Below are 24218 nucleotides of genomic sequence, written 5' to 3'. Positions count from 1 at the left end.
GCAGACAAACATGGCAAAACTGGCAATCATCGGCGGCACCGGCCTGACTTCGCTGAAGAATCTGGAGATCATCAACCGCGAGGTGGTGCATACGCCCTACGGCGAACCGTCGGCACCGCTGACGCACGGTTCCATCGCCGGCAAGGAAGTGCTGTTCCTGGCACGGCACGGTTATGGTCATACCATTCCGCCGCACAAGGTGAACTACCGTGCCAACATCTGGGCGCTGAAGGAAGCGGGCGCCGATCACATCATCGCCGTCAACGCGGTAGGCGGCATCCGTGCCGACATGACGCCCGGCCGGATCGTCATTCCGCACCAGATCATCGATTACACCTGGAATCGCATCAACACCTATTTCGAGGAAGGGTTGACCCATGTCACCCACATCGATTTCACCGAGCCCTACTGCCCTGGCCTGCGCCGGATGCTCATCGACGGCGCACGCGCCATTGGCCTGAACGCGGTGGAGGAGGGGGTGTATGCCACGACGCAGGGGCCGCGCCTGGAGACGGCGGCGGAGATCGACAAGCTGGAGCGGGACGGCTGCGATCTGGTGGGCATGACCGGCATGCCGGAAGCGGCCCTGGCCCGCGAGCTGGACATCTGCTACGCCTGTTGCGCGGTGGTCGCCAACATGGGCGCGGGACGCAGTAACGGCGCGATCACCATGGAGGAAATCGAGCAGAACCTCAACGAGGGCATGGAGCGCGTGCGCCGCCTGCTGGAGCGGGTGGCACCGCTGGTATGATGTCAGAGCATCAATTGCGCCGGATAGTCCCCGTGGTGCCGGTAACCGGTGCCGGCGGTCTGGCGGTAACCGGGCTTGCGGTGGGAACCGGGGCTGCAGCAGGTTGTTCGTAGGGTGTCACCACCGCAATGATGCCGAACATCGGATGATCGAGATAATGTATCTCGCGGCTGCGCATGCGCCGGGTCTCGTTGAGTCGATACACCGGCTCCTCATCGGCGGTGTCATTGAATGAGGCGAACAGTGTATCGCTGTTTGCCGCGACTGCAGTAGCGCTGCGGTAGCGCAGGTCGGCCTCCAGGTGCAGGTAGCGCGCGAGGATCAGGCGCAGGGTGCCATCGATACGCGGCAGAGCCATCGTCCCTTCGTCCAGCCCGGCCTCCGCCTCGACCGCCTGGATGCGCACCGGCAGGGCCTGCTCCTTCGGCAGGCCAGGCTGGCGCCAGCCGGTGTGCAGCAGCAGTTCGTAGCGCGCATCCCCCGCGATGCGCTGTGCCTCGGCCTGCAGGCGCAGGTTTTCCGCCGGCAACGGAGCGATCTTGCCGCTGATGCCGGGCTGATCCGCCTGCGGAATCGCCAGCACTGTTTCCTGCGCCAGCGGCGGCAGTCCGTTGACGGGCCAGACCTCGCTGCCGGCATCGGGCTGGCGCTGTGCCAGGACAATGATCTCGACCTCGTACCAGGTTTCTGCCGCCGCCACAGGCAGGGTGATCGCAGCACACAGCAGTGCCGCACACAGTCCATGCAGTTTCATCCCAATTCCTTCTGACAAAGATTCTGTTCCACCGCCATTACCGCCGCCTCGACGCGGGAATGGACATTGAGTTTGCGCAGCACGGCCTTGACATGCAGCTTCACGGTGCCGTCGGAGATGCCGAGATTGCGCGCAATCACCTTGTTGCTCTGGCCCTCGGCGAGCAGGCAGAGGATTTCCAGTTCGCGCGGCGTGAGGTCGGAGAAAGGGGTGTCCTGCCGCTCGGGCTCGACGGCCTCGCCGCCCTGCACCACGCGCGCCAGTACACCGGCCAGTTCCGGCGCCACCACGGTGCGGCCGGACTGGATATCGCGCAGGGCGTTGACCAGTTCGCCCGGCTCCATGTCCTTGAGCAGATAGCCCTGGGCGCCGTTACGCAGGCATTCCACCAGATCGCGTTCCTCGTTGCTGGTGGTGAGCATCACGATGGGACTCTTCAGGCCGGCATTGCGCAGAGCGCGCAGCACCTCCAGGCCGTTCATGTCCGGCATACGCATGTCGAGCAGCACGATATCCGGCTGAATCTCCAACGCCAGGCGCATGCCGTCGCGGCCATCGCCGGTGGCGGCCACTACCTCGATATTGTGGCGCTCCAGCAGGGTTTCGAGACCGCTGCGAAACAGGGTGTGATCGTCTACGAGCAATACGCGCATGGTCGTTATATCAGGGCAAAGCGCTGTTGTTCTTTGTGCTGTTTCGGATCGGGGTAGCGGAAGGTGAGCAGTACACGGGTTCCTTCGCCTTCCTCGCTTTCGATGCGCAATTCACCACCCAGGTAGCGCGCACGCTCCTGCATGATGGACAGACCGATATGTTCGCCGGGATGACCGGAGAAGGCCGGCTCGCGCATGCCGACGCCGTCGTCTTCGATGAGTACGCGGTATTGGCCCTCGGCATTGCAGCGCAGCATGATGCGCACGTTCTGCGCCTGGCTGTGCTTGCGGATGTTGGCCAGCGCCTCCTGCACGATGCGCAGCACCTGCATTTCCAGATTGGCCGGCAGGCGGGTGGAGTCCCACTCCTTCTGCAGGAAGGTATGGATGCCGGTCTGCTTGCGGAACTGGCTGACCATGTCCTCGATGGCGGGCAGCAGGCCGCGCGCGTCGATGGGGGCGCGGAAGTGGGCCAGCAGCTCGCGCAGCTCGGTGTAGGCCTCATCCAGGCCGTTCTTGATCTGCTCGATCTCGCGGCTGGCGGCGGCGGTGCCTTCATCGCTCAAGGTGGAGGGCAGCATGCTCACCTGGAAGCGCAGCGAGGCCAGGGTCTGTGCCAGGGAGTCGTGCAGCTCGTGCGCCAGGGTGTTGCGCTCCTGCATGATGGACAGCCGCTTGGATTCGGAGTCGAGGCGAGCCTTCTCGATCGCCATGCCGAGGTGGCGACCGATACTGGTGAACAGCGCCTTCACTTCGTCGCGCGCCTCGAACTCTGACTTGTCGATGAACAGGTTGTAGACGCCCAGGCTCTTGCCGCGGTATTGCAGCGGCACGGCGATCATGCCCAGGCTGTTGTTGTTGAGCAGCGGCCGGCCGACGAACTGCTGGCACGGCAACAGGTCCTGCTGGAATAACACCTCACCCTCGTCCACGGCATTGCCGCACAGACAGCGCTTTACCGGCACGACGCGCTCATGGGATACCACCTCGTCGTCCAGGCCGATGCTGGCCACCAGCTCCATCTGATCGTCGTCGATGAGCAGACGCACGGTACCGGCCTTGGCGTTGACGATATCGCGCATGGTGTAGAGGAAGCGGGTGAGCAGATCCTTGAGGTCGCGTGAGGCGTTGAGACTGGCGGCGACGTCGTAGAGCACCTGCAGGGAGTGGGTCTTTTGTGCGATGTGTTCGGTCTGGCGGCGTACCTCGGCCTCCAGATTCTGTGTCAGGGATTGCAGCGAGCTGCCCAGGTTGTTGAGGTCGTCGGCCAGTGCGGCAAATTCGCCGCTGCCATCCTGTGGCAGGCGGGCAGCGACGTTGCCGTTGCGCATGCGCGTCGCCCAGTCGCGTAACTGGGCGAAGGGCTCCACCAGCTGGCGCTGCACACCGCGCAGCAGCACGGCGCCGGAAAGGACGGCGACCAGTACGGCGATGAGCTGAACCACCACCAGCCAGGCAACATAGGACTGCCGCTGCCAGGCGAGATAGCTGATCAGGGCGAGCAGGGCGAGGCTGAGAATCAGCCCGACAACGGCAGGGAGCAGATGATGGCGACGAAAGGCAGCCAGCTTGCGGCGCCAGTCCGGGGCGGGTGGCAACATCCAGGTTGCAATTCCATGCAGTCGTTCGGCGTCCTGGAGGTCTTCGGCTTTGCGCATAGGATAGGGTGGTGTAGCCCCGACTCCGGTTTATCGTGTCATAGACGCGACATATTACACCAAGAGGGTGCCGGCCTTGAACCTGTGTCAGACGTGGCGCGGGAACCCGCAGGACGGGCTCCCGCGGAAGGCATCAGCTGCAACCGCCGCCGGAACCGCAGCCGCCGGAGCTGCAACCGCCGCCCGAGCCACTGCCGCAGCCACCGCCGGTGTCGTTGGGGTTCATGAAGATGAAGTGGAACTGGCCGGGCTCCAACTCGACGTAGTCGATGGTGGTGCCCTGCAGGAGCGGGCCGTACTGGGGTTCCAGTACCACATGCACGCCCTCGCAATCGAAGCTCAGGTCGTCGTCCTGGGCATCATCAAAGCCCATGCCGTATTCCAGGCCACCATGGGCACCGGGACGGGCGGCCAGGCGCAGGGCCATGTTGTCCATGCCGCCCTGGGCAGCGGCCGCCAGGATCTGTTTGGCGGCTTCCGGAGTCACTGTAATCATATGCAGACCTTTTCGGTTTGGGTGTCACAAGGGGGTTAAGCCGTGCCCGTTTTACCGGGACGGGCCGCGCACTGGCGCACGAACTTCACGAAGCGCCGCGTCCAGTGGTAACCGTCGACATCGCGCAGGTGGACGTAGTTGGCTACCAGGTTGCGGTACACGATGCCGTCGTGGCGGCCGTCGATGCCCGTACCGCGCACCATATCATAGGCATAGGTAAGTCCGCTGCTCAGGTTTTCCAACATCGAATAGTGAAATTCGTGGGCATAGAATTCGGCCGGGGCGTCTTCCCGCGGCCAGGGATTGGCCTCGGTTTCGCGCAGGCGCACGTAGCCGCGCCCCTGCGGTTTGTCGTACATCACGATGTCGCCGGGGATGATACCGACCATGGCGGCGGAACGCTCGCCCCAGCGGATGGAGCGCGCCAGATACATCAGGCCGCCGCACTCGGCATAAGCCGGCATGCCGCCCTCGATGGCCTCACGGATGGCCTCGCGCAGGCCGCTGTTGGCCGCCAGGGCATCCATATGGGTCTCGGGAAAGCCGCCGCCGATGAACAGGCCGTCCACGATGGGCAGCCGGGTATCGTGCAGGGCGTCGAAGGGGACCAGTTCGGCGCCTGCCTCCTCCAGCCGTTCGAGGTCGCCGGGATAGTAAAAACCGAAGGCGGCGTCGCGGGCGATGCCGATGCGCACCACTTTACCCCCCCCGCCCTCAGGGCGGAGGGATGAAGGTGCTGATTCCGGCTCTGGGAGGGGCGGCGCACTGCGGGCGATGTCCATCAATCGCTCCAGGTCCACCTGGCGGACGATAGCCTCGGCGATGTAATCCAGCTTGTCGTCCACCTCCACCGCCTCGTTGCTGGGCACCAGGCCGAGGTGGCGCTCGGAGATGGCCAGCTGCGGGTCGCGGTGGATGCAGCCGAGCAGGGGGATGTCGATATAGCGCGCGAAGACCTCGCGCAGGCGCTCCTCGTGGCGTTTGCCGGCCACACTGTTGAGGATCACGCCGGCGATGCGGATCGACGGGTCGAAACGCTGGTAGCCGAGGATGATGGGCACCACGCTGCGTGTCATGCCCAGCACGTTGACCACCAGGATCACCGGTGTCTGCAGCAGGGCGGCGAGGGCGGCGTTGCTGTGCCGGCCCTCGACGTCGATGCTGTCGAACAGCCCCATGTTGCCTTCGATGATGCGCAGGTCCGCCGGGTAGCGGATGAAGGTGTCGCGTATCTCACCATCGCCCTGGGTCTGGAAGTCCAGATTGTGGCAGGGGCGGCCTGCCGCGCGGCTCAGCCACATGGGGTCGATGTAGTCCGGCCCCTTCTTGAACGGCTGCACCGCCAGCCCGCGCCGACGCAGGGCAGCGCACAGGCCCAGGGTGATGGTGGTCTTGCCCGAGGACTTGTGCGCGGCGCTGATGAGCAGGCGGGCCATGGATCAGGCAGCGGCGCGGAAACGGGTCTTGTTGCGCCCCTGCCACAGGGTCAGGGCCTGGGCCTCGGCCTCTTCCCGGGTCTGGGCGCGACCCATGGTGTAGAGGGCGACCGCCACGGTACCGACGACGGCGCCGACACCATACTCGTCCTCGCGGCTGCCGTCCCACACCTGGATCAGGTGGTTCACGTCCAGGTCGTCCTGGCGGATGTGGCGTTTGTCGAACATCGGCGGCCACTCCTCCTCGGCCAGCGCGCCGTCGCGCACCAGGCGCACCAGACAGGCGATGTCCGGGTTGCGCTCGATTTCGCCGCCTTCGCCCTTGATCACCGCCATGCGCGGCAGCCCCAGCAGCTTGCCGGCCTCCTGATGGATATCACGGTAGCCGGGGTGGAAGATGCCCTGCATCACGCAGGGCGCGTCTAAGGGATTGAGCATGCGGGCGATGGTGTGCACCGGCGAGCGCAGGCCGAGCAGAGGGCGCATCTCGATAATCTGGTGCAGCTTCGGGCTTAGGTACTCCAGGTCCAGATAGGCGAAATTGCCGGACTCGATGTGGCGGCAGGCCTCGTCGAAACTTCGGGCGACGGGTATGCCCAGTTGCGGCAATACCTCCTTGGTGTAGATGCGGCCGGCGGTGTGGCCGCTGGCACCGTGCATGAATACCTTCACGCCGCTTTCCGCCAGCAGCAGGGTTGACAGCAGATACCAAGGCAGCTGGCGCTTCTTGCCGGCGTAGCTGGACCAGTCGAGGTCGACCCTGGGCGCGTTGGCCGGCACCTGGAGCGACTCGCGAATGGCGCGCACGGCGGCGGCCACTTCCTCAGGGCTTTCCTCCTTCACACGCATCAGCATCAGGAAGGCGCCGAGCTGTATCGGCTCCACCTGGCCGTTCATGATCAGGCGGAAGGCCTCGTAGGCCTCTTCCGGCGACAGGGCGCGCGAGCCGTTGCGGCCCTTGCCGAGGATACGGACGTACTGTGCAAACGGATGTTCTTGGGTCATGCCCAGGCACCTCAGAAGTTGGAGTGGTCATTGCCCGCTGGAGGCGGTGCGGGCCCTGCGCTGGATACTACCGTTATAGGGGCGGGCGCGGAATTTTACCACTGTTGCCGGGCAAGGTTTTCACCCGGCATAAACGCCAATGCCCCTGAGCAGGGGCATTGGCAGATCACACGAGTTGCAGGCGCAGGCGCCGCGAACCCGGCTTACTTGTGATGCGGGTCGACGGCCGCGTCGGCCAGACTGGCCGGGGTCAGACGCAGCACGCGCATGCCCACCACCATCAGGGCCATGGCAACGGCGATGCCGGAGAAGCCCAGCACCAGTTCGGGCAGGCTCGGACTGTAGCTGTTGACCACACCATCGGCAAAGGTGCTGCTGACTTCATAGCCCGGGAACAGTACCAGCGGGTAGGCCTGGCCGCCGATGAGCAGCACGTACAGCTGGGCAAAGCCACCGAGTATCACGAGGGCGGAGGCGACACCGATCCAGAAGCGGGAGTCGCGGGTGAAACGGCAGAACAGCAGGCCCAGCGGCAGCAGGCTGCCGAGGAAGATCTGACCGATCCAGAACACCTTGGTGAACACGCCGCCGTCACGCAGGATGAAGGCCTCCACACCGTGATGCTCCGTGGCATACAGGTTGGTCAGGTGATAGACCATGACGAAGTACAGCACGCCGCCGATGAACACGCCGAGCAGATTCTTCAGACGTCGCACCACGGCATCGCCCAGCGGGCGGCCGGTCCAGCTGTAGGTGGCCATCATCACCAACATGAACACCGCCAGACCGAAGGAGAAGGACATGACGATGAACATCGGGGCCATGATCGCGGCATCATAGGCCTGCCGCGCCACCAGCCAGCCGAAGATGGAGCCGGTACCGGTGGTGAGGATCAGACGCCAGACGAAGGAGGCGAAGCCGGCAACCTTGTAGAACTTCTTCACCGCCGGGTTGGGGTCCATCATGGTCCAGATATACACGGCAACCAGACCGAGGAAGCCGTTATACAGGATGATGTTCCACGCGAAGATGGACTTGAAGTTGTAGTGAGTCATCGCGACGATGAGGCGATCCGGCCGCCCCAGGTCCAGCACCAGCACGGTCAGGCCGCCGATGAGCAGGGCAATGGCCAGCAGGGCGGACATGCGGCCCAGCGGCTGATACATCTGCTTGCCGAACACCGTGCCGATGGAGGCCACGTTGAGTGCGCCGGAGGCCGCCACGATGAGGAAGATGGCAAACACGTGCGGGGCGCCCCACACGATCTGGTTATCCATCCCCGTCACCCAGTGGCCGCTGTGCTCCATATAGAAGAAGGAACTCAGGCCGGCCAGGATGAACACCCCCAACAGCGCCAGCAGGCCGTAATAGCCCTTGCCGCTGCCGATCTCCAGGAACTTAGTATTTTTCATGCTAGAAGCTCACCTTCCCGTTAAAGGCCCTGATAGCGCACACCGGTGTTGAGACCGAGGTCAGCACGGATTTCGCTGCTGGCGTAGGTCTTCACACGCTGGGCGATTTCGCTAGTGGGATCGTTCAGGTCACCGAAGATGATCGCATTGCTGCCATCGGCCGCGCAGGCCTCGACACAAGCAGGCTGACGGCCTTCGTCGACGCGGTGTACGCACATGGTGCAGGCCTCGACACAGCCCTTGCCGCGCGGCTGGTGCGGGCGCTGATCGGTCAGCGTCTCGTGCACGAAGGAGCGCGCCTTGTACGGGCAGGCCATCATGCAATAGCGGCAACCGATGCAGATGTGGCGGTCGACCAGCACAATACCATCGGCGCGCTTGAACGAAGCGCCGGTGGGGCAGACATCCACGCAGGGCGGCGTCTCGCAGTGCTGGCACATCACCGGCAGCGAGTGGGTGGCGCCGGTGAACTTATGGCGCAGTTCCACCTTGCGGATGTACTGGGTACGCTGCGTGGCGCGGCTGTGGGTTTCGTTACCCAGGCCGTGCTCCTTGTTGCAGGCATCGACGCAGGCATTGCAACCGCTGCTGCACTTGCTGGTATCCACCAGCATGCCCCAGCGCACCTTGCTGCTTGCCGGCTCATCCGCCGGCTTGGCCTGGGCCACGCCGTACAGCATGACGCCGGGGGCCAGCAGCACGCCGGCCGCGGCGGCACCCTGGCCGAGGAATTCACGACGCGTCAGATCCGGTTGCTTGTGATCACTCATGGGCAACACCTGCCTTGTTCTCAGAGATCCCCACCAGACGATTGAGCAGCACGGTGGAGTCGGTACGTTCCGTTGCCTTCAGCGCCGCAGCGGCCGGGCTCACCAGCGGATGGAACTGCGCGGTGGTTTCCGGCTTGGTGGCGTGACACTCGAAGCAGTCCAGGGTGACACCGGCATAGACGTGGCAATTGACGCAGAAGTGCCCTTCCGTCTTGCCGGCCGATGCCGTGCTGCCCTCCGCCGGCGCGTGACATTCCAGGCAGGCCTTCAGGCTGTACTTTTTGGTACGGATACCCTGGTGCATGGTGGCGTCACGGTGCTGCTTGAGGAACTTCATATGGTCACGGCGCATTACCGCCGTATCTTCCACACACTGGTCACCCTTGGCCGCGGGAATGGAGGGCAGGGGAGTCCGCCCGCCGTCACCGGCGAGGGCCGGCGCCGACAGAGTCAGCGCCAGCACTGCCATGGAGAGAAGCTGCAGTAAACGCTTCATCGGGATCACCCTTAGTCGCCCATACCCATCTGGATGTAGCCGGTCGGACATACGTCGGCGCAGATATGGCAACCGATGCACATCGAGTAGTCGGTGTAAACGTAACGGCCGGTGGTCCTCTCCTTGGCCGGAACGCGCTTCACCGCGGTCTGCGGGCAGAACACCACGCAGTTGTCGCACTCGAAGCACATGCCGCAGCTCATGCAACGCTTGGCCTCGTCGATAACCTGCTTCTCGTCCAGGGCGATCAGGCGTTCCTGGAAGTGGCCCAGCACCTCGTCGGCATTCACCATGATGTGCTGGCGCTTGTTGCGCGGGGTGTAGTTGAAGTGGCCCAGGAACAACTCATCGGCCGGGATGATTTCGGCGAAAGAGCGGTCTTCGTAGTTGTGGATGGCGAACTTGGAACTGGAGGTGCCGCGCAGGCCGCGGTCGATGTCCTTGACGAAACCTTCCGCCTTGGCAATCTCGTCCTTGTTGGCCGCTTCGAAGTGCTCCGGCTGCAAGCCGGCCTCCATCAGCTTCTCCATCAGGTTCCAGTGGTGCACGTCGACCTTCGGACGGGCAACCTGCTCCTGATTGTTCAGGTAGTGGTCGATGCTTTCCACGGCAATGGAGGCCTGGCCGATGGCGGTGGTCAGCAGGTGCGGACGCACGATGTCACCGCAGGCGAAGAAGCCGGGTTTGCCCGGTACCTGGAAGTGCTTGTCGGCAGCGACCAGGCCCTTGTCGTTGGCGAAACCTTCGAAACCGGCGACGTCACCGGTCTGGCCGATGGCGGCAACGATCAGCTCGCAGGGAATATCGAACTCGGAACCGGCGATGGGGGTCTTGCCGTCCTCTTCCAGCTTGACCACGCGCAGGGCGGTGGCACGGCCATCCTTACCCTTGATGACTTCGACCGGGCTCAACTGACCGACGATCTCCACACCTTCGCGGGTGGCGTCTTCGATTTCATGCTGCGCGGCCGGCATCTTGTTGATGGGAGCGCGGGAGATCAGCATGACGTCGGCACCTTGGCGATTGGCGGTCATGGCCACGTCGTGGGCGGTCTGGTTGATGATGATGTGCTCCGGACGGTCTTTCTCGTTCTCCACGGTGATGTGGCCGAGACGACGGGCGACGGAGGCGACGTCGATGGAGGTGTCGCCACCACCGACGACCACCACCTTGCCGCTTACGCCCTTCAGGCGACCTTCATTGAAGGCGGCCAGGAAGGCCACGCCGGTGATGCAATTGACGGCATCCGCGCCGGGGATCGGCAGATTGCGGCCGGACCAGGCACCCATGGCGAACAGGACGGCGTCGAAGTCCTTGGCCAATTGATCGACGGTGATGTCCTTGCCAATCTTCACGCCGGTCTTGATGGTGACGCCCATGTCGACAATGCGCTTGATTTCGCCGTCCAGTACGTCGCGCGGAGTACGATAGCCGGGGATGCCATAGCGCATCATGCCGCCCAGTTGGTCCTTCTGCTCGAAGATGGTCACGGCGTGGCCTTTGCGGCGCAGCTGATAGGCCGCGGCGAGGCCGGCAGGGCCGCCGCCGATCACGGCAACCTTCTTGCCGGTATCGGCGCCGGCTTCGTACTTGTAACCGTTGGCCAGGGCCTGGTCACCGATGTACTGCTCCACGGAGTTGATGCCGACGTGGTCGTCGACCTGATTGCGGTTGCAACCGTCCTCGCAGGGAGCGGGACAGACACGGCCCATGATGGAGGGAAAGGGGTTGGCGTTGGTGGCGCGACGGAAAGCGTATTCCTGCATGGTCATGCCGCCGGTCGGCTTCTCGATACCGCGCACGATGTCCAGCCAGCCGCGGATGTCATGGCCGGAGGGGCAGCTACCCTGGCAGGGTGGGGTGCGGTGCACGTAGGTCGGGCACTTGTGGGTCCAGCCCGCCTGCCAGATTTCCTGGGAGAACGGACGATGCTTGCTGTCGCCGTCCTTGTAGCGGCGGTACGTAAAACCCTTCTTCATGTCGTCGCTAGAAGTTGCCATTTTCACTCTCCTATGCCTGTAGCCTTGTCTCCCCCCGGTGACGGTATGCACCGCGGGATGTGAAATTTAGTGTTACTCGGTGGCCTCTGCTGCCGGCTCCGCCTCTTCTTCTCCCTGTCCGGGAAGAATGATCGCGTCCTTCACCAGCTGGTGCAGACTGACGATGGTATCCATGGGGATGCCGTAGTACGGCATAATCTTGGTGAACTGCGCCTTGCAGATGGCGCAGATCGCCGCCATGGCATTGACCTTGTCTTCGTCGATCACCTTCTTCAGAGCCTCCATGCGGGGCAGGGCGCCCTTGACACGGAGTTCCATCAAATCGTCGGTCAGCAGACCGCCGCCACCACCGCAGCAGTAAGTCACTTCGCGGATGGTGTCGGGCGCCATGTCGACATAGTTGTTACACACTGCCTTGATGACGTTGCGCGGGATGTCAAACTGGCCGCCGGGCTCGGTGCCCATGCGGGTGGCGCGGGCCACATTACAGGAGTCGTGGAAGGTCACCACGCGGTGATCGTTCTGCGACTTGTCGAACTTGAGCTTGCCCTGCTGGATCAGGTCCCAGGTGAACTCGCAGATGTGCTGTGGGATCGGGTAGCTGTGATCCAGTTGTTTCTGCAGTTGTTGCGCGTACGGATCGTCGCCACCGGAACCGATGCCGGCCAGGGTGTTCCAGAACGAATAGGCTACGCGCCAGGCATGGCCGCATTCGCCGACAATGATGCGCTTGACGCCCAGATCCAGCGCCGCCTTGCGGATGCGCTCGGCGACTTTCTTCATGTTCGAGTAGGAGCCGATGAACATGGAGAAGTTGGCCGCCTCGGAGGCATAGGAGGACAGGGTCCAGCTGATGCCGGCGGCATGGAACACCTTGGCATAGCCCATCAAGCCATCGATGTGCGGTTCGGCAAAGAAGTCTGCGGACGGCGTGATTAGCAGCACATCCACACCTTCGCGATCCAGCGGGATCTCGACGTTGCAGCCGGTGTCGTCGGAAATCTCTTCCGCGAACTCTTCCAGCGTGGCTTCCAGCGCCGGGCCGGGCAGACCGAGGTTGTTGCCGACTTTCTGTACCTTGCCGAGGATCTCGTTGCAGTACTTCTGGCCGTAGCCGATGGAGTCCATGATCTCGCGGGCGGCCATGGAGACCTCGGCGGTGTCGATGCCGTAGGGGCAGAACACCGAACAGCGACGGCACTGCGAACACTGGTGGAAGTAGTTGTACCATTCGTCCAGCACTTCACGGGTCAGGTCACGGGCGCCGACCAGACCGGGGAAGAATTTACCTGCGAAGGTGAAGTAGCGGCGGTAGACACTGCGCAGCAGGTCCTGGCGTGCCACCGGCATGTTCTTCGGATCGCTCGTGCCCTGGAAGTAGTGGCACTTGTCGGTGCAGGAGCCGCACTTGACGCAGGCATCCATGAACACGCGCAAGCCACGGTACTTGCCCAGCAGGTCGCCCATCTTTTCGATGGCCTTTTCCTGCCAGTTTTCCACCAACTCGCCGGGAAAGCCGAGGAAGGTATTGTGTTCCGGTGCCGCGAGGAAAGACTTCAGGTGCGCCGTCGCATCCGGCTGGAGGGCAGGAATGCTCGGGTACTCCCGCATTTTCGGCGTGTCAAACTTGGCTGCAGCCACGCGTTTCTCCTTATACGTTCAAGCGCTTAAAGTTCGGTTATTTGTCGAGTTCCGCGGCCCAGGGCGCGAGATGCCGGCGCTCGCGCGGATTGTCGACCTGATTGCGGGTCGGGCTGAAAAACACGCCCGGCGCATGTAGCAGCTTGCTGAACGGGAAGACGATCAGCAGCAGGGCCACCAGTGCCAGGTGAACCAGCAGCGGGCCGTCGTTCGGCAGCGGCTGCAGGTCGAAACGCATCAGACCAAGGAAGAAGGCCTTGACCATCACGATGTCGGTGTGGCGTACGAACTTCATCATCAGGCCGCTGACACCGATACCTACCAGCAGGGCCAACATCAGGTGGTCGGACGGATTGGTGATATAGCGGATGCGCTCGACGAAAAGGCGGCGCACCCACAGGCCGAGCAGGCCCAGGACCATGAAGAAGCCGGCATACATGCCGAAGGGCTGGATGAAGCTGATGATGCCCCACACCGGCTCCTGGAAATAGCGGAAGTGACGCAGAATCACCAGGGCCAGAGCGACATGGAACATCCAGCCGAAGAGCCAGATCCACTTGTTGGACTTGAACAGGCTTTCAAACAGCACGACCTCGCGGGCCATGCGAAACACGACGCCGCCGGTGGTGGTGGGGGCGGGCGTGGTCGGAATCTTGAGCGGAGCGGGCGTCGTGGCGTACTGGCGAATCTTGTAGGCCAGGCCGACGATGAACAACGCCGTGGCGGTATAGAACAAGAGTGCGTAGAGCACTGTCAGGAACGACATTCGTATCGACCCTCGCTAGAGAATTGAAGTAGGGGGTGGGGGGCGTAAACGCCCCCCGGGCACAGCATTAGATACAGCCGGTCGGCTTCGGCAGGCCAGCGATCTTACAGGCCTGCTTGGCGGGACCGTAGGGGAACAGCTCGTACAGATACTTGCTATTGCCCTTCTCGGGGCCGAGCTTCTTGCCGATGGCCTTGGTCAGCACGCGCACCGCCGGAGCGATCTGGTACTCGTTGTAGTACTCGCGCAGGAAGTCGATCACTTCCCAGTGGGCGTCGGTCATCGTCACGTTTTCGGACTTGGCCAGCTCATCAGCGATTTCGCGGGTCCAGTCGTTGATATTGACCAGATAACCTTCCTCATCGACTTCTACAGTCTTACCACCAGCAGTCATAGTACCCATGACATTATCTCCTCAATCAGTTGGATTGAATGAATAGGCTTACAGCCAGGATTGAACACGATCAAACTTGACGGTCAGGTCAACAAACCCGGCGTAATCGACCAGATTGATACCATCCATCACTTTACCCTTTAGACCACGGGCGTTAACGTCCGGCTCGAGGGCATAAAAGGTGATATCACCCATGGCCTGCTGTACCTTGGCGGCCGCAGCGGACCCCTTCAGCACAGCGTAAACGCCATCCTCGATCAACAGGACGGCGCTGCCTTTTGCAGCGTGCTTGATGCAGCTTTCAAAGGTGTTCTTTTCATACGGCGACTTGTTTACGGTATGCAGCATTTCGTTTCTCTCCCAATTAGAAGCTCAGGATCACGTCCTGCTGTTCCATAAGGTCGCGGATCTGCTCGGCGTTCAGCACTTCGACGTCCACCAGCAGGTCATCCGCCGTCAGGCCGCGCTCTGCCAACGACTCCTCCGACACATACAGCTTCTCGACGTCATACATTTCGAGTGCGCGGTAGGTGGGGGAGAAGTTCTTCATGCCGATGCCGGCAGTGTCCTGCCCCTTGGTGATCTGGAACACGCCGTCGTCCATGAAAATCAGAGACACGTCCTGCTCGAAAGCAGCACCGATCAGCACGACTTCCAGGGACTCCAGGGCATATATGGTGCCGTAGGGGGCCTTGCGGTTGATGTAGCAGAACTTCTTCTGCACGCCGCCTTCCATCATTTCTTCGTCACTCATCACTCTGTCTCCGCATTAATCGCCAAACACGACGAGGCGATCGGACTGGATACCGCCCTCGATCAGCTGGCCCAGACCGGAGATCCGGAAGCCAGGAGCGATATTGTCAGCGTCTTTGCCATTACGCTTGGCCTCATCGGCGTCGGCGATGCCGCGGCGCTGGGCCGCGGCAACGCATACGACGAGGTCGAGGTTGTGCTTGGCAGCCAACTCACTCCAGCGGTTGACCACGTTGCGGTCATCCTGCGGCGGAGTAGTCAGACGGGTCGCGTTGTTGACACCGTCATGGTAGAAGAACACGCGATAAATCTCGTGACCTGCTTCCAGAGCTGCCTTGACGAAGTTGTATGCCGTATCAGATGCCTGATGAGTGTACGGGCCTTCGTTAACCTGAATCGTAAACTTCATTGACCTCTTCCTTTATCCGTATCTTTAGAAGCGGATGTGAGCAGAGGCGTTGAGGTTCACGCGGCCACCACGCCAGTTATCGATGTGGTACTTGGTGAACGGCAGGCCAGTCAGCTCGAAGAAACGAGGCCAACCGATGCGGTCGATCCACTCGTTCATACGCTCCCACTCCTTGGCGTCCTTCTTGTAGGCAGCCAGGATGTTCTTCACCACAGCGGCGGCCTCGGGCCAGCGCGGCGGATTGTTGGGGATACCGGCGGCAACCAGCTTATGGAAGGTCGGCTTGGAACGGGCGTTGGAGTTCTTGCCGCCCACCCAGATGGCCAGCTTGGAGTGCTCCGGATCGTTGATCTGCATCGGCGGGCAGGGCGGGAAGCAGGCGCCGCAGCAGATGCACTTCTTCTCATCGACTTCCAGGGACGGCTTGCCATTGACCATGGCCGGACGAATGGCCGCTACCGGGCAGCGGGCCACGACGGACGGGCGCTCGCACACATTGGCAACCAGGTCGTGGTTGATCTTGGGCGGCTTGGTGTGCTGGATGTTGATGGCGATGTCACCCTGGCCACCGCAGTTGATCTGGCAGCAGGAGGTGGTGATGCGCACGCGGTTCGGCATCTCTTCCTTGATGAACTCTTCGTACAGCTCGTCCATCAGGGCCTTCACCACGCCGGAGGCGTCGGTGCCGGGGATGTCGCAGTGCAGCCAGCCCTGGGTGTGGGAGATCATGGATACGGAGTTACCGGTGCCGCCGACGGGGAAGCCTTCGGCCTGCAGCTTGTCGATCAGCGGCTGCACCTTCTTCTCGTCGGTGACCATGAACTCGATGTTGGAACGGATGGTGAAACGCACATAGCCGTCAGCGAACTGGTCGGCGATGTCCATCAGCTTGCGGATGGTGTAGGTGTCCATCTGGCGCTGGGTACCGGCGCGCACGGTCCACACTTCATCGCCGCTCTTGGCGACGTGGTGCAGGACGCCCGGACGCGGGCGGTCATGGTACTTCCACTGGCCGAAGTTCTTCTTCAGCGCGGGGTGCATATACGGGAACGGATCCGGTACACCACTCTCGATGGGCATGCGAGGTGCAGACATAATTACCTCCAATTACACTCAGAAATTCGTCGTTATTTAGTTTGCGGGGCGTTCCGGTTGCCCGGGACGCCCCGCGTTTTCCTGTTGGACCGACCGTTTAGCCAGCCTTACGCTCGAACCACTTCTTGGCCTCTTCGTCCCAGCCATCGGTACGGACGTAGGGGTTCATGCGCGGGTTGGTGATCATGTTCGGGTCGATCTCGAGACCGATACCTTCCAGGAAGTTCACCAGGCCGATACGCTCGATCATCTCGCCGGTACGCTCGTGTTCCAGGGCGTTCTCGGCGAAGAAGTCGATGATGTTGCCGGCCAGTTCTTCCAGCGCTTCGAAATCTTCGTCGGTTTCGAGCTTCATGAACGGAACGATCACGGTGCCCATCAGGTCGCCGATCTTCAGGGTGCGCTTGCCACCCACCAGGATGGTGACGCCCTTGTCATCGCCGGGGGACAGGGCCTTGGTCATGACGTTGATGCAGTGCATGCAGCGGACGCAGTTCTTGTTGTCCACCGCCAGGGTGTCATCGTCGTTCAGGGACAGCGCGCCGGTCGGGCAACGGGTGATGACGTTGTCGATGACGTACTTGCGGCCCTTGGCGTTGACGAAGTTCTTCACTTCGGCCTGGTCGACCTTCATGTCGTCGCGCCAGGTGCCGATGGTCGCCATGTCGGCGCGCTGGATGGAGTTCATGCAGTCGTTCGGGCAGCCGGACACCTTGAACTTGAACTTGTACGGCAGGGCCGGACGGTGCATGTCGTCCAGGAAGCGGTTCACCAGGGTACGGTGGGCACGCTGTTCGTTGAAGCAGGAGTGCTCGCAGCGAGCGGCACCCACGCAGGACATGCCGGTGCGCACAGCGGGGCCGGCGCCGCCCAGGTCGAAGCCCATCTCGTTGAACTCGTCGAAGGCCGGCTGGACGTTCTCGGTGGTGCAGCCCTGGAACATGATGTCGCCGGACTGGCCGTGGAAAGCCACGAGGCCGGAACCGTACTTGTCCCACACGTCGCACATCTTGCGGATGGTAGCGGTGTCATAGTGCATGCCGGCAGGCGGCATGATACGCAGGGTGTGGAACTCGGCGGCCTTCGGGAACAACGGCTTCTTGTTCTCGTCGTGCAGCTCGGTGAAGCGGGGAATGACGCCGCCGCCGTAACCGACCACGCCAACGGTACCGCCCTTCCAGTAGCCCTTACGGGTGGTGTAGGAGGTTTCCAGCTGACCGAGCAGGTCTTTCATCATGTCGGCATAGGGCTTGCCCTCGTCGTTGGCCAGGCGCTTCAGGCCGGTTACGAAGGACGGCCACGGGCCGCTCTCCAGCTGGTCCAGCATCGGAGTCTTGTGCATCTTGGTTGCCATGTTGTCATTCTCCCGTCAGAGATCTGTTGGGTTTCGGGCCGGCCGGAGGAGGGTACCTTGGCCGTCCATCTGGCCCGGCGACGCGACGCGGCGCGGGGCACGACTACCTAGTCTGAAGAGGACTGGACAGAGTGGTCCTTTTCAACATGGCGCGAAGTTTAGAAGTTCATTATGAAGCGAAGTATCCTTCCGATGGGGGGGAGGGGAGGGGTAGGACTATCCTGAATGGGATATACAAAAGACTTCTGGAATGTGGATTATTGGCTCATAAGAAATACAATTAGTTGAAATTAATCAATATATTACAACAACTATCTTATGTCATTTATGTGATTCGTTGCTGTTCCGGTGACTACGGACGGCGATGAATGGGGACATAAACTAAGACTTGTTCGGGCCTTGTGCATCGGGTTCAATATCATTACTTACTGATTCTCTGAAGTATTTGGCGGGCTGTCCGGCCTTCCCTTGAAGGGGTAGGGCGTGCGCCACACATATATAGAGTGTTTTTGGGGACGACGAGGCGAGCGATGCTGTATTTAAGCGAAATCATGATCCAGAACCCGCAACTGGATGACTTCGAGGAGCTGATCGAGGTGGTAAGGCAGCGGGCCAAGGGCGAGATGTTCTTCCGCATCGACGTCAAACCCACCTACGAAAATACACCGGAAAACTGGGAAGACCGGCTCGAGGCCGCCTTCACTTCCTGATGCCCGACCCAACCACGGAATTGACGCGTGAAATATCTGCAACTGGAAAACGAATCTGTACAAGGCGAGGCCGAGTGCGCCTCCGACGCCATCCGTCCGAAACAGGCGGAGGAGGCGCGGCTGGCCCAGTTGGAGGCAGAACTGGCATCCCTGCCGGCCGATGCCCCGCTGGCGCAACGCCTGACCCTGCGCAATGACATCGGCTATATCCTCCTCGACCTCGAACGTAATGAGGATGCCTGGCACCTGGGACACGACAGCTTCCGCCAGGCCCTTGCGGCCGAGCTGTGGGAGCAGGCGGTACAGGGCTGTGACATCGTCTATCAATCCGAGAAGAACGATGCCATCAAGGCCCTGGCCCATGGCGTCTGGCTGGCAGTGACCTATCCCATCGATCCCGAACTTTCGGTGCTGATGCTCAAGCATCTGGTGGAGGAGACCCCGCCCAAGGCCGATGCCGCCGCCATTCCGGCAGCGGTTGCCGCCTATCTGGTGGAACTGCGCGCCGAGGGCAAGAAGCGCGAAGACTTGAAGTTCTTCACCGCCGGCATGTTGGCCGAGGTGGCCAAGAAACACAGTGAAGTGGTGGACAACAAGGAGATTTTCGATTTCTGGGTGGAGCGCCTGGAATTGAATGACCCGGCAAAGCTCCTGCCGCGCCTCGGCAAGCTGCTCGACGTGCTGGTACCCGATGCCTGGTGGTACGATCGTGACCTGCTGCGCAGCCGGTTGCCTGCGGACTGAATCCCATGTTCTGGCAAGAGGACGTACAAAAGGAATTTTTCACCGTTCCGGACAACGTGGTCGATATGTCATTCCGCATCGACTGCCGTACCCTGCCGGTGGATCACGCCTACGCCCTTTCCACTGCCATCCGCCGTGCCTTGCCGTGGTTCGGTGATGACCCGTCCGATGGCCTGCATCTGGTGCACGTGGCCGACTCAGGCAATGGTTGGGAGCGCCCCAGCCACGCCCTGGCATTATTGCATCTGTCAAAGCGGACGCGTCTTGTCTTGCGTCTGGCCCGCGATAGAGTGGAAAATGCACGCGCCCTGTGTGGCCAGACCCTCGATGTTGATGGGCATAGCCTGGTCGTAGGGGAGGCGAAGATTGTTCCACTCAGTCCGGCCGCCACCATGTATGCCCGATATATCGTTGTGCCCGAGGGCCAGGAGGAAGAACAGTTTATTGCCGGGGCGGTGCAGCAGATGCGCGCCATGGGCCTGCACTTCAAGAAGGTGCTGGCCGGCAGGCAACACCATTTTCATACACCGGATGGTCCGATCTATGTGCGCAGCCTGATGGTGGCCGAGTTGCCGCCAGCCGATGCCGTGACCTTGCAGGAGCGCGGTCTCGGCCCCTTGCGCACGCTGGGTTGCGGCCTGTTCATCGAGCATAAATCAATCAATAAAGTCAATTCCGAATAATAAGTTGCGATTTAAACCTAGAAATAACTTGAAGGAGAGAGCAGCATGTCCTACGAAGTAAACGGCAAGACCATCGCGGCCACCGCCAACGGCTACCTGGAAAATCTGGAAGACTGGAACGAGGACGTGGCCAAGGTCATCGCTGAGGCCGAGAAGGTCACCCTGACAGAAAAGTCCTGGGACGTGATCAACTACCTGCGCGATGAATACCTCAACAACGGCGGCAACCAGCCCAACGATCGCAACATCGTCAAGGCGATGTCCGAAAAGTGGGGCGAGAAGATCGATGCCAAGGCTCTGTACGAACTGTTCCCGATGCAGCCCTCCAAGCAGGCCACCAAGATCGCCGGTCTGCCGGAGACCCGCCGCAAGGGCGGTTACTAAGCCTGCCGTGCTCCGCACGACGCCCGCTTCGGCGGGCGTCGTCGTTTCTACAGCTCGATTCCCGCGGCCGCGGCATCGATACGTTCCGCCGCCGCATCATCTTCCCCGCCATAGGCCTGCAGCAGGCGCCGGCCTGCGGCCAGCCAGTGTTCCTGGCCGCGGCCGACGCAATCGTGCAGCGCAGTCAGGCTGCCGCGCTCCAGCCAGTCCCGATAAGCGTCATTCAGGGCGGGAAACAGCGCCTGGCGCATGCCGCTGAGATTGGCCATGTAGAAATGGAGGGAGGGGAGACGCTTCTCTTCCAGCAGTGCCGGCAGCGTCGTCAGGCAGTCGGCGAGATGGTCGCGCACGGCACGTGCCACCAGTTCCGCCCGTGTATGCCATACGGCACTCAGCATCTGCTCCCAGGCCGCGCCGAACAGTTGCCCGGCCTCCACCTCGCCCAGTTCGTGCAGCACCACAGCCTCGGTTTCCGTGGCGGTCATCGCATCCAGCGCACTTTCCAGTGCGGTCTCCACCGGGTAGAAGGCGATGGCGCGCGCCATGGCGTTTTCCTGACGGCGCCAGCGCCATTCCTCGATCTTTTCCCACAGCATGCGCCGCAGGGATTCGCGCCGCACATACACCTCGCCTTGCAGGGTCATCGCCGGTGGGGCGGTAAGATCGCGGGCATGTTCCCGTCCGGTGATCAGGATGCGCCGACCGTGGCGCTGTTCCACTGCGTGCAGTTCGGCAAGGAAAAAATGCGGTTTGGACAGACCACCATAACCGCCGCTGTACACCAGTCCGCTGGGCAGCAACTGATCATTGATGATTTCCGGCTCGAACGGGGCGTAAGTCTGTGCGCTCACCTCGATAGGGCGGTAGTCCTGCTCCTCCAACTCGCCCCAGAACCGCTCACGATCCACCAGCCAGTCACCGAGTTGCTTCTCCGGCAGGCGCTCGTCGTAGCCGAAGCCCATTTCCCAGCGGAAATATTCGCGCATCTTGAGCAGGTAGATGCACAGGGAATAGTTGCGGGCATGACGGGCGTCCGAGATGTGGCAGTTGTGTTGCACCTGGGCGGTGAGGGTGTGAAGATCGGTGCGCATGGCTGGCCTGCGATTGGTTTGGTGACTCATGTTGAGTAGAATACTCAACTTATGACAAAGCTAGCACGGCTTTCCTGGTCTGCCAACCATGAATAACGAGGATCCAACGTGCGTATCAAGAGCAAATGGCACAAGAAAGACAAGCCGAAGTCGCTGGAAGAATTGGCCTCGGTGCTCGGTTTCATCACCTGGCGTGCGGCACAGGAGCGCGCCGACAAGATGTACAACGCCGGTTTCAACTTCTCCTCCCAGGCACAGTTGCTGGATGTGGTGGGCGAGTTCGTCGTATTTCTGCTGCAACTGGCCGATCGCCTGTGCTACGAGCGTCTGCCCGATGAACAGCGCCAGCAGCTGATGGGGGCACTCGCCCAGCATCTGGTGCGCACGCTGGTGGACAACAAGACCACCGTTTCCGGTCCCGGCGATCACCGTGCCGCGGTGGTTGCGCGTCTCAACGAACGCATGGAGGCTTACGCCGAGTTCGGTTTTGCCGACGGCCAGCCCAGCTACCAGTCCCTGCGCTATCTGGGACAGTGCGTCGACGGCGTGATGGGCGGGACGGAAAACAAGTGGGTCATCGAGCAGGTCGTCGATATCGAGGCGCCCGAGGCGATCAAGAACTTGAAGAAGGGGCTGAACGACATACTCAAACAATGGGAGGAGGCTCCCGCCGCCTGAGAGGGTGGTCGTCGTGGTAGCATTACCGGATTCGTCATACCGGAATAAACCATGCGTGGACGCTTCATCACTCTGGAAGGCGGCGAAGGCGCCGGCAAGAGTTCCAACCTCGAACACATCCACCGCCGCCTGAGCGCGGCAGGCAAGCGGGTGATCCGCACCCGTGAACCCGGCGGCACGCCGTTGGGCGAACAACTGCGTGCGTTGCTGCTGGATCGCAGCCAGAGCGCCATGGTCGCCGACACCGAGCTGTTGCTGATGTTCGCCGCCCGTGCCCAGCACCTGGGTGAACTGATCGTGCCGGCGCTGGAACGTGGCGACTGGGTGTTATGCGATCGCTTCACCGATGCTACCTACGCCTATCAGGGCGGTGGCCGCGGTATCGACCCGGAGCGCATCCGTGTGCTGGAGCAATGGGTGCAGCGTGAGTTGCGTCCCGACCTCACCCTGTTGTTGGACCTGCCGGTGGAACAGGGGCTGCAGCGGGCCGGCGCACGCAGTGATCCGGATCGCTTCGAGCAGGAACAGGAGGATTTCTTTCGTCGTGTGCGCGACGCCTATCACGCCCGCGCCGCGCAGGAACCGGAGCGTTTCCGCCTCATCGACGCCAGCCGGCCACTGCCCGAGGTACAGGCACAAATCGATCAGGTACTGGATGCCTATCTGGCGGAGGCGGGCTGAACCATGCAGCACCCTTACCCCTGGCAGGAGACGACGTGGCAGGCGCTGCAGCAGCGTATCGCCGCCGGCCGCCTGCCCCATGCCCTGCTGTTGAGCGGTGCGGCCGGTCTCGGCAAGCTGGATTTCGCCCACCTGCTGGCGCGTTCCCTGCTATGTGACAGCCCAGAGCAGGGGCTGCCCTGCGGCCGGTGTCGCGGCTGCCAGCTCTTTACCGCGGGAACCCACCCCGATTTCCAGGCGGTGCGGCCGGAGGAGGGCAAGGAGATCACCATCGGCCAGATCCGTGACCTGCTGGGCTGGCAGGCGCTGACGCCACAGTACGGCCGGGCCCGGGTGGTGATCATCGAGCCGGCGGACCGCATGAATCTCAATGCGGCCAATGCCCTGCTGAAAACGTTGGAAGAGCCCGGGCGCGATGCACTGCTGTTGCTGGTTACGGCACGGCCCGCGGCGCTGCTGCCCACCATCCGCAGTCGCTGCCAGCAGTTGTCGTTTGCCGCTCAGAATGATGCGGCAACCCGCGGTTGGCTGATCGGACAGATGGGCGATGCGGCCCAAGCCGAGCTGGCCTTGGCCATTTGCGGTGGTGCCCCGCTGCGGGCCGTGGCCCTGGCGGCGTCCGGCGGCATGGAGCAGCGCGCGCGCCTGTTCGGCGAGTTCGAGGCACTGATTGGCGGCCAACAGGAACCCATCGCCCTGGCGGCGCAGTGGCTGGAGCTGCCCCTACAGGAAACACTCGCCACGCTGCACGGCTGGCATGTGGATATGGCCCGCCTCAAGGCCGGGGCCGCGACGGTGCGGTTGGACAACCCGGATTTACGCCGGCGTTTGCAAGCCTTGTGCGAGCAGGTAGACTTAGCCCAGTTGCTGCAACGGCAGGGACAACTGCTGGAGGCCATGCGTCTGGCGCGCGGCCATCCCAATGTGCAGTTGCTGCTGGAGGAAATGCTGCTCGGCTGGAGCGGCATGGGCGCAACGGTGGCGCAGCGCGCCGCACCAACGAGATAAGGTCACCATGGAGCAGAAGGCACCCCCGATAGCCAAGCAGGGCATATTGTCTCTGACCATCAAGGACAAGAGCGCTCTGTACGCCGCCTACATGCCGTTCGTCAAGAACGGCGGCCTATTCATCCCCACCAATAAGGATTATGCGCTGGGGGATGAGGTTTTCATGTTGCTTACCTTGATGGAAGAAAAGGAAAAGCTGCCGGTCGCCGGCAAGATCGTCTGGATCACCCCCAAGGGTGCACAGGGCAACCGCGCCGCCGGCATCGGCGTTCAATTCAGCGAACAGGACGGCGGCAACGTGCGCAACAAAATCGAAACCTATCTGGCCGGCGCCCTCAAATCCGATCGCCAGACCCACACCATGTAAGCGATGTGCCCCGCCACAGCGGGGTACGT

General features: G+C 62.2%; 28 protein-coding genes. 9 read left to right on the top strand and 19 right to left on the bottom strand.

Annotation, left to right across the window (positions count from 1 at the left end):
- The first annotated feature begins 10 nt into the window (after positions 1-10).
- Positions 11-751 (top strand): S-methyl-5'-thioinosine phosphorylase, encoded by a 741-nt coding sequence (locus tag EP379_RS07735; RefSeq protein ID WP_127477259.1) that lies wholly within the window; start codon positions 11-13, stop codon positions 749-751.
- A gap of 10 nt (positions 752-761) precedes the next feature.
- Here EP379_RS07735 and EP379_RS07730 read toward each other — a convergent pair whose 3' ends face one another.
- From EP379_RS07730 to dsrA, 18 genes are all read right to left on the bottom strand, one after another.
- Complete coding sequence (locus tag EP379_RS07730) at positions 762-1505, bottom strand: peptidoglycan binding protein CsiV (protein ID WP_127477258.1); 744 nt, start codon at positions 1503-1505, stop codon at positions 762-764.
- Positions 1502-2158, bottom strand: a complete 657-nt coding sequence (locus EP379_RS07725) for a response regulator (RefSeq protein WP_127477257.1) — start codon at positions 2156-2158, stop codon at positions 1502-1504. Before EP379_RS07725 ends, EP379_RS07730 begins: the two co-directional genes overlap by 4 nt.
- 5 nt (positions 2159-2163) lie before the next feature.
- The gene (locus EP379_RS07720) at positions 2164-3759 is read right to left on the bottom strand and encodes an ATP-binding protein (protein WP_172600417.1); all 1596 of its coding nucleotides are present in this window, start codon (positions 3757-3759) and stop codon (positions 2164-2166) included.
- A gap of 190 nt (positions 3760-3949) precedes the next feature.
- Entirely contained in the window at positions 3950-4312 is a 363-nt protein-coding gene (locus EP379_RS07715) for a HesB/IscA family protein (RefSeq protein WP_127477255.1), read from the bottom strand.
- 35 nt (positions 4313-4347) lie between these two features.
- Positions 4348-5748 carry a cobyrinic acid a,c-diamide synthase CobB gene (locus EP379_RS07710; protein WP_127477254.1) on the bottom strand — a complete coding sequence of 467 codons (1401 nt, stop codon included), beginning with the start codon at positions 5746-5748 and terminating at the stop codon, positions 4348-4350.
- Between the two features lie 3 nt (positions 5749-5751).
- Complete coding sequence (locus tag EP379_RS07705) at positions 5752-6753, bottom strand: glycosyl transferase family protein (protein ID WP_127477253.1); 1002 nt, start codon at positions 6751-6753, stop codon at positions 5752-5754.
- A 203-nt stretch (positions 6754-6956) separates the two neighbouring features.
- Complete coding sequence (gene nrfD / locus EP379_RS07700) at positions 6957-8165, bottom strand: NrfD/PsrC family molybdoenzyme membrane anchor subunit (RefSeq protein WP_127477252.1); 1209 nt, start codon at positions 8163-8165, stop codon at positions 6957-6959.
- Between the two features lie 20 nt (positions 8166-8185).
- Entirely contained in the window at positions 8186-8935 is a 750-nt protein-coding gene (gene dsrO / locus EP379_RS07695) for a sulfate reduction electron transfer complex DsrMKJOP subunit DsrO (RefSeq protein WP_127477251.1), read from the bottom strand.
- Entirely contained in the window at positions 8928-9431 is a 504-nt protein-coding gene (locus EP379_RS07690; RefSeq protein ID WP_127477250.1) for a hypothetical protein, read from the bottom strand. Before EP379_RS07690 ends, dsrO begins: the two co-directional genes overlap by 8 nt.
- A gap of 11 nt (positions 9432-9442) precedes the next feature.
- Positions 9443-11431, bottom strand: coding sequence for an NAD(P)-binding protein (locus tag EP379_RS07685; protein WP_127477249.1), 1989 nt, complete (start codon positions 11429-11431; stop codon positions 9443-9445).
- Between the two features lie 72 nt (positions 11432-11503).
- Positions 11504-13072 (bottom strand): sulfate reduction electron transfer complex DsrMKJOP subunit DsrK, encoded by a 1569-nt coding sequence (gene dsrK / locus EP379_RS07680; RefSeq protein ID WP_127477248.1) that lies wholly within the window; start codon positions 13070-13072, stop codon positions 11504-11506.
- A 37-nt stretch (positions 13073-13109) separates the two neighbouring features.
- Positions 13110-13838 carry a respiratory nitrate reductase subunit gamma gene (locus tag EP379_RS07675; protein ID WP_127477247.1) on the bottom strand — a complete coding sequence of 243 codons (729 nt, stop codon included), beginning with the start codon at positions 13836-13838 and terminating at the stop codon, positions 13110-13112.
- 67 nt (positions 13839-13905) lie between these two features.
- Positions 13906-14241, bottom strand: coding sequence for a TusE/DsrC/DsvC family sulfur relay protein (locus EP379_RS07670; RefSeq protein ID WP_172600416.1), 336 nt, complete (start codon positions 14239-14241; stop codon positions 13906-13908).
- Between the two features lie 39 nt (positions 14242-14280).
- Positions 14281-14580, bottom strand: a complete 300-nt coding sequence (gene tusB / locus EP379_RS07665; protein WP_127477246.1) for a sulfurtransferase complex subunit TusB — start codon at positions 14578-14580, stop codon at positions 14281-14283.
- 16 nt (positions 14581-14596) lie between these two features.
- Positions 14597-14986, bottom strand: a complete 390-nt coding sequence (gene tusC, locus EP379_RS07660; RefSeq protein ID WP_127477245.1) for a sulfurtransferase complex subunit TusC — start codon at positions 14984-14986, stop codon at positions 14597-14599.
- Between the two features lie 15 nt (positions 14987-15001).
- On the bottom strand, positions 15002-15394 hold the full coding sequence (tusD, locus tag EP379_RS07655; RefSeq protein WP_127477244.1) for a sulfurtransferase complex subunit TusD: 393 nt from the start codon (positions 15392-15394) through the stop codon (positions 15002-15004).
- A 24-nt stretch (positions 15395-15418) separates the two neighbouring features.
- Entirely contained in the window at positions 15419-16489 is a 1071-nt protein-coding gene (gene dsrB, locus EP379_RS07650) for a dissimilatory-type sulfite reductase subunit beta (protein WP_127477243.1), read from the bottom strand.
- A gap of 97 nt (positions 16490-16586) precedes the next feature.
- Complete coding sequence (gene dsrA / locus EP379_RS07645; protein WP_127477242.1) at positions 16587-17843, bottom strand: dissimilatory-type sulfite reductase subunit alpha; 1257 nt, start codon at positions 17841-17843, stop codon at positions 16587-16589.
- Positions 17844-18373: 530 nt separating this feature from the next.
- Between dsrA and EP379_RS07640 the strand changes: the two genes are divergently transcribed.
- The 4 genes from EP379_RS07640 to EP379_RS07625 are packed head-to-tail and all read left to right on the top strand — an operon-like array spanning position 18374 to position 20364.
- Positions 18374-18553 (top strand): sulfur relay protein DsrC, encoded by a 180-nt coding sequence (locus EP379_RS07640; protein ID WP_127477241.1) that lies wholly within the window; start codon positions 18374-18376, stop codon positions 18551-18553.
- 27 nt (positions 18554-18580) lie between these two features.
- The gene (locus tag EP379_RS07635; RefSeq protein WP_127477240.1) at positions 18581-19297 is read left to right on the top strand and encodes a hypothetical protein; all 717 of its coding nucleotides are present in this window, start codon (positions 18581-18583) and stop codon (positions 19295-19297) included.
- Between the two features lie 5 nt (positions 19298-19302).
- On the top strand, positions 19303-19980 hold the full coding sequence (gene cas6, locus EP379_RS07630) for a type I-MYXAN CRISPR-associated protein Cas6/Cmx6 (protein ID WP_127477239.1): 678 nt from the start codon (positions 19303-19305) through the stop codon (positions 19978-19980).
- A 45-nt stretch (positions 19981-20025) separates the two neighbouring features.
- Complete coding sequence (locus EP379_RS07625) at positions 20026-20364, top strand: TusE/DsrC/DsvC family sulfur relay protein (protein ID WP_127477238.1); 339 nt, start codon at positions 20026-20028, stop codon at positions 20362-20364.
- 47 nt (positions 20365-20411) lie between these two features.
- Here the strand turns inward: EP379_RS07625 and EP379_RS07620 are convergent, their stop codons facing one another.
- Positions 20412-21455: an Sfum_1244 family protein gene (locus EP379_RS07620; RefSeq protein ID WP_127477237.1), complete on the bottom strand. Its 1044-nt coding sequence runs from the start codon at positions 21453-21455 to the stop codon at positions 20412-20414.
- 108 nt (positions 21456-21563) lie between these two features.
- On the opposite strand from EP379_RS07620, the gene EP379_RS07615 reads away from it, so the two are divergent.
- The 4 genes from EP379_RS07615 to EP379_RS07600 are packed head-to-tail and all read left to right on the top strand — an operon-like array spanning position 21564 to position 24189.
- On the top strand, positions 21564-22133 hold the full coding sequence (locus EP379_RS07615; protein WP_127477236.1) for a hypothetical protein: 570 nt from the start codon (positions 21564-21566) through the stop codon (positions 22131-22133).
- 51 nt (positions 22134-22184) lie between these two features.
- Entirely contained in the window at positions 22185-22814 is a 630-nt protein-coding gene (gene tmk, locus EP379_RS07610) for a dTMP kinase (RefSeq protein WP_127477235.1), read from the top strand.
- 3 nt (positions 22815-22817) lie between these two features.
- Complete coding sequence (locus tag EP379_RS07605; protein WP_127477234.1) at positions 22818-23822, top strand: DNA polymerase III subunit delta'; 1005 nt, start codon at positions 22818-22820, stop codon at positions 23820-23822.
- A 7-nt stretch (positions 23823-23829) separates the two neighbouring features.
- Positions 23830-24189 (top strand): PilZ domain-containing protein, encoded by a 360-nt coding sequence (locus EP379_RS07600; RefSeq protein WP_127477233.1) that lies wholly within the window; start codon positions 23830-23832, stop codon positions 24187-24189.
- Positions 24190-24218 lie beyond the last annotated feature (29 nt).

It is taken from the genome of Sulfurivermis fontis (assembly GCF_004001245.1).
GTDB classification, from domain to species: Bacteria; Pseudomonadota; Gammaproteobacteria; order Thiohalomonadales; family Thiohalomonadaceae; genus Sulfurivermis; species Sulfurivermis fontis.
This window is presented reverse-complemented; position numbering and strand designations above follow the sequence as displayed.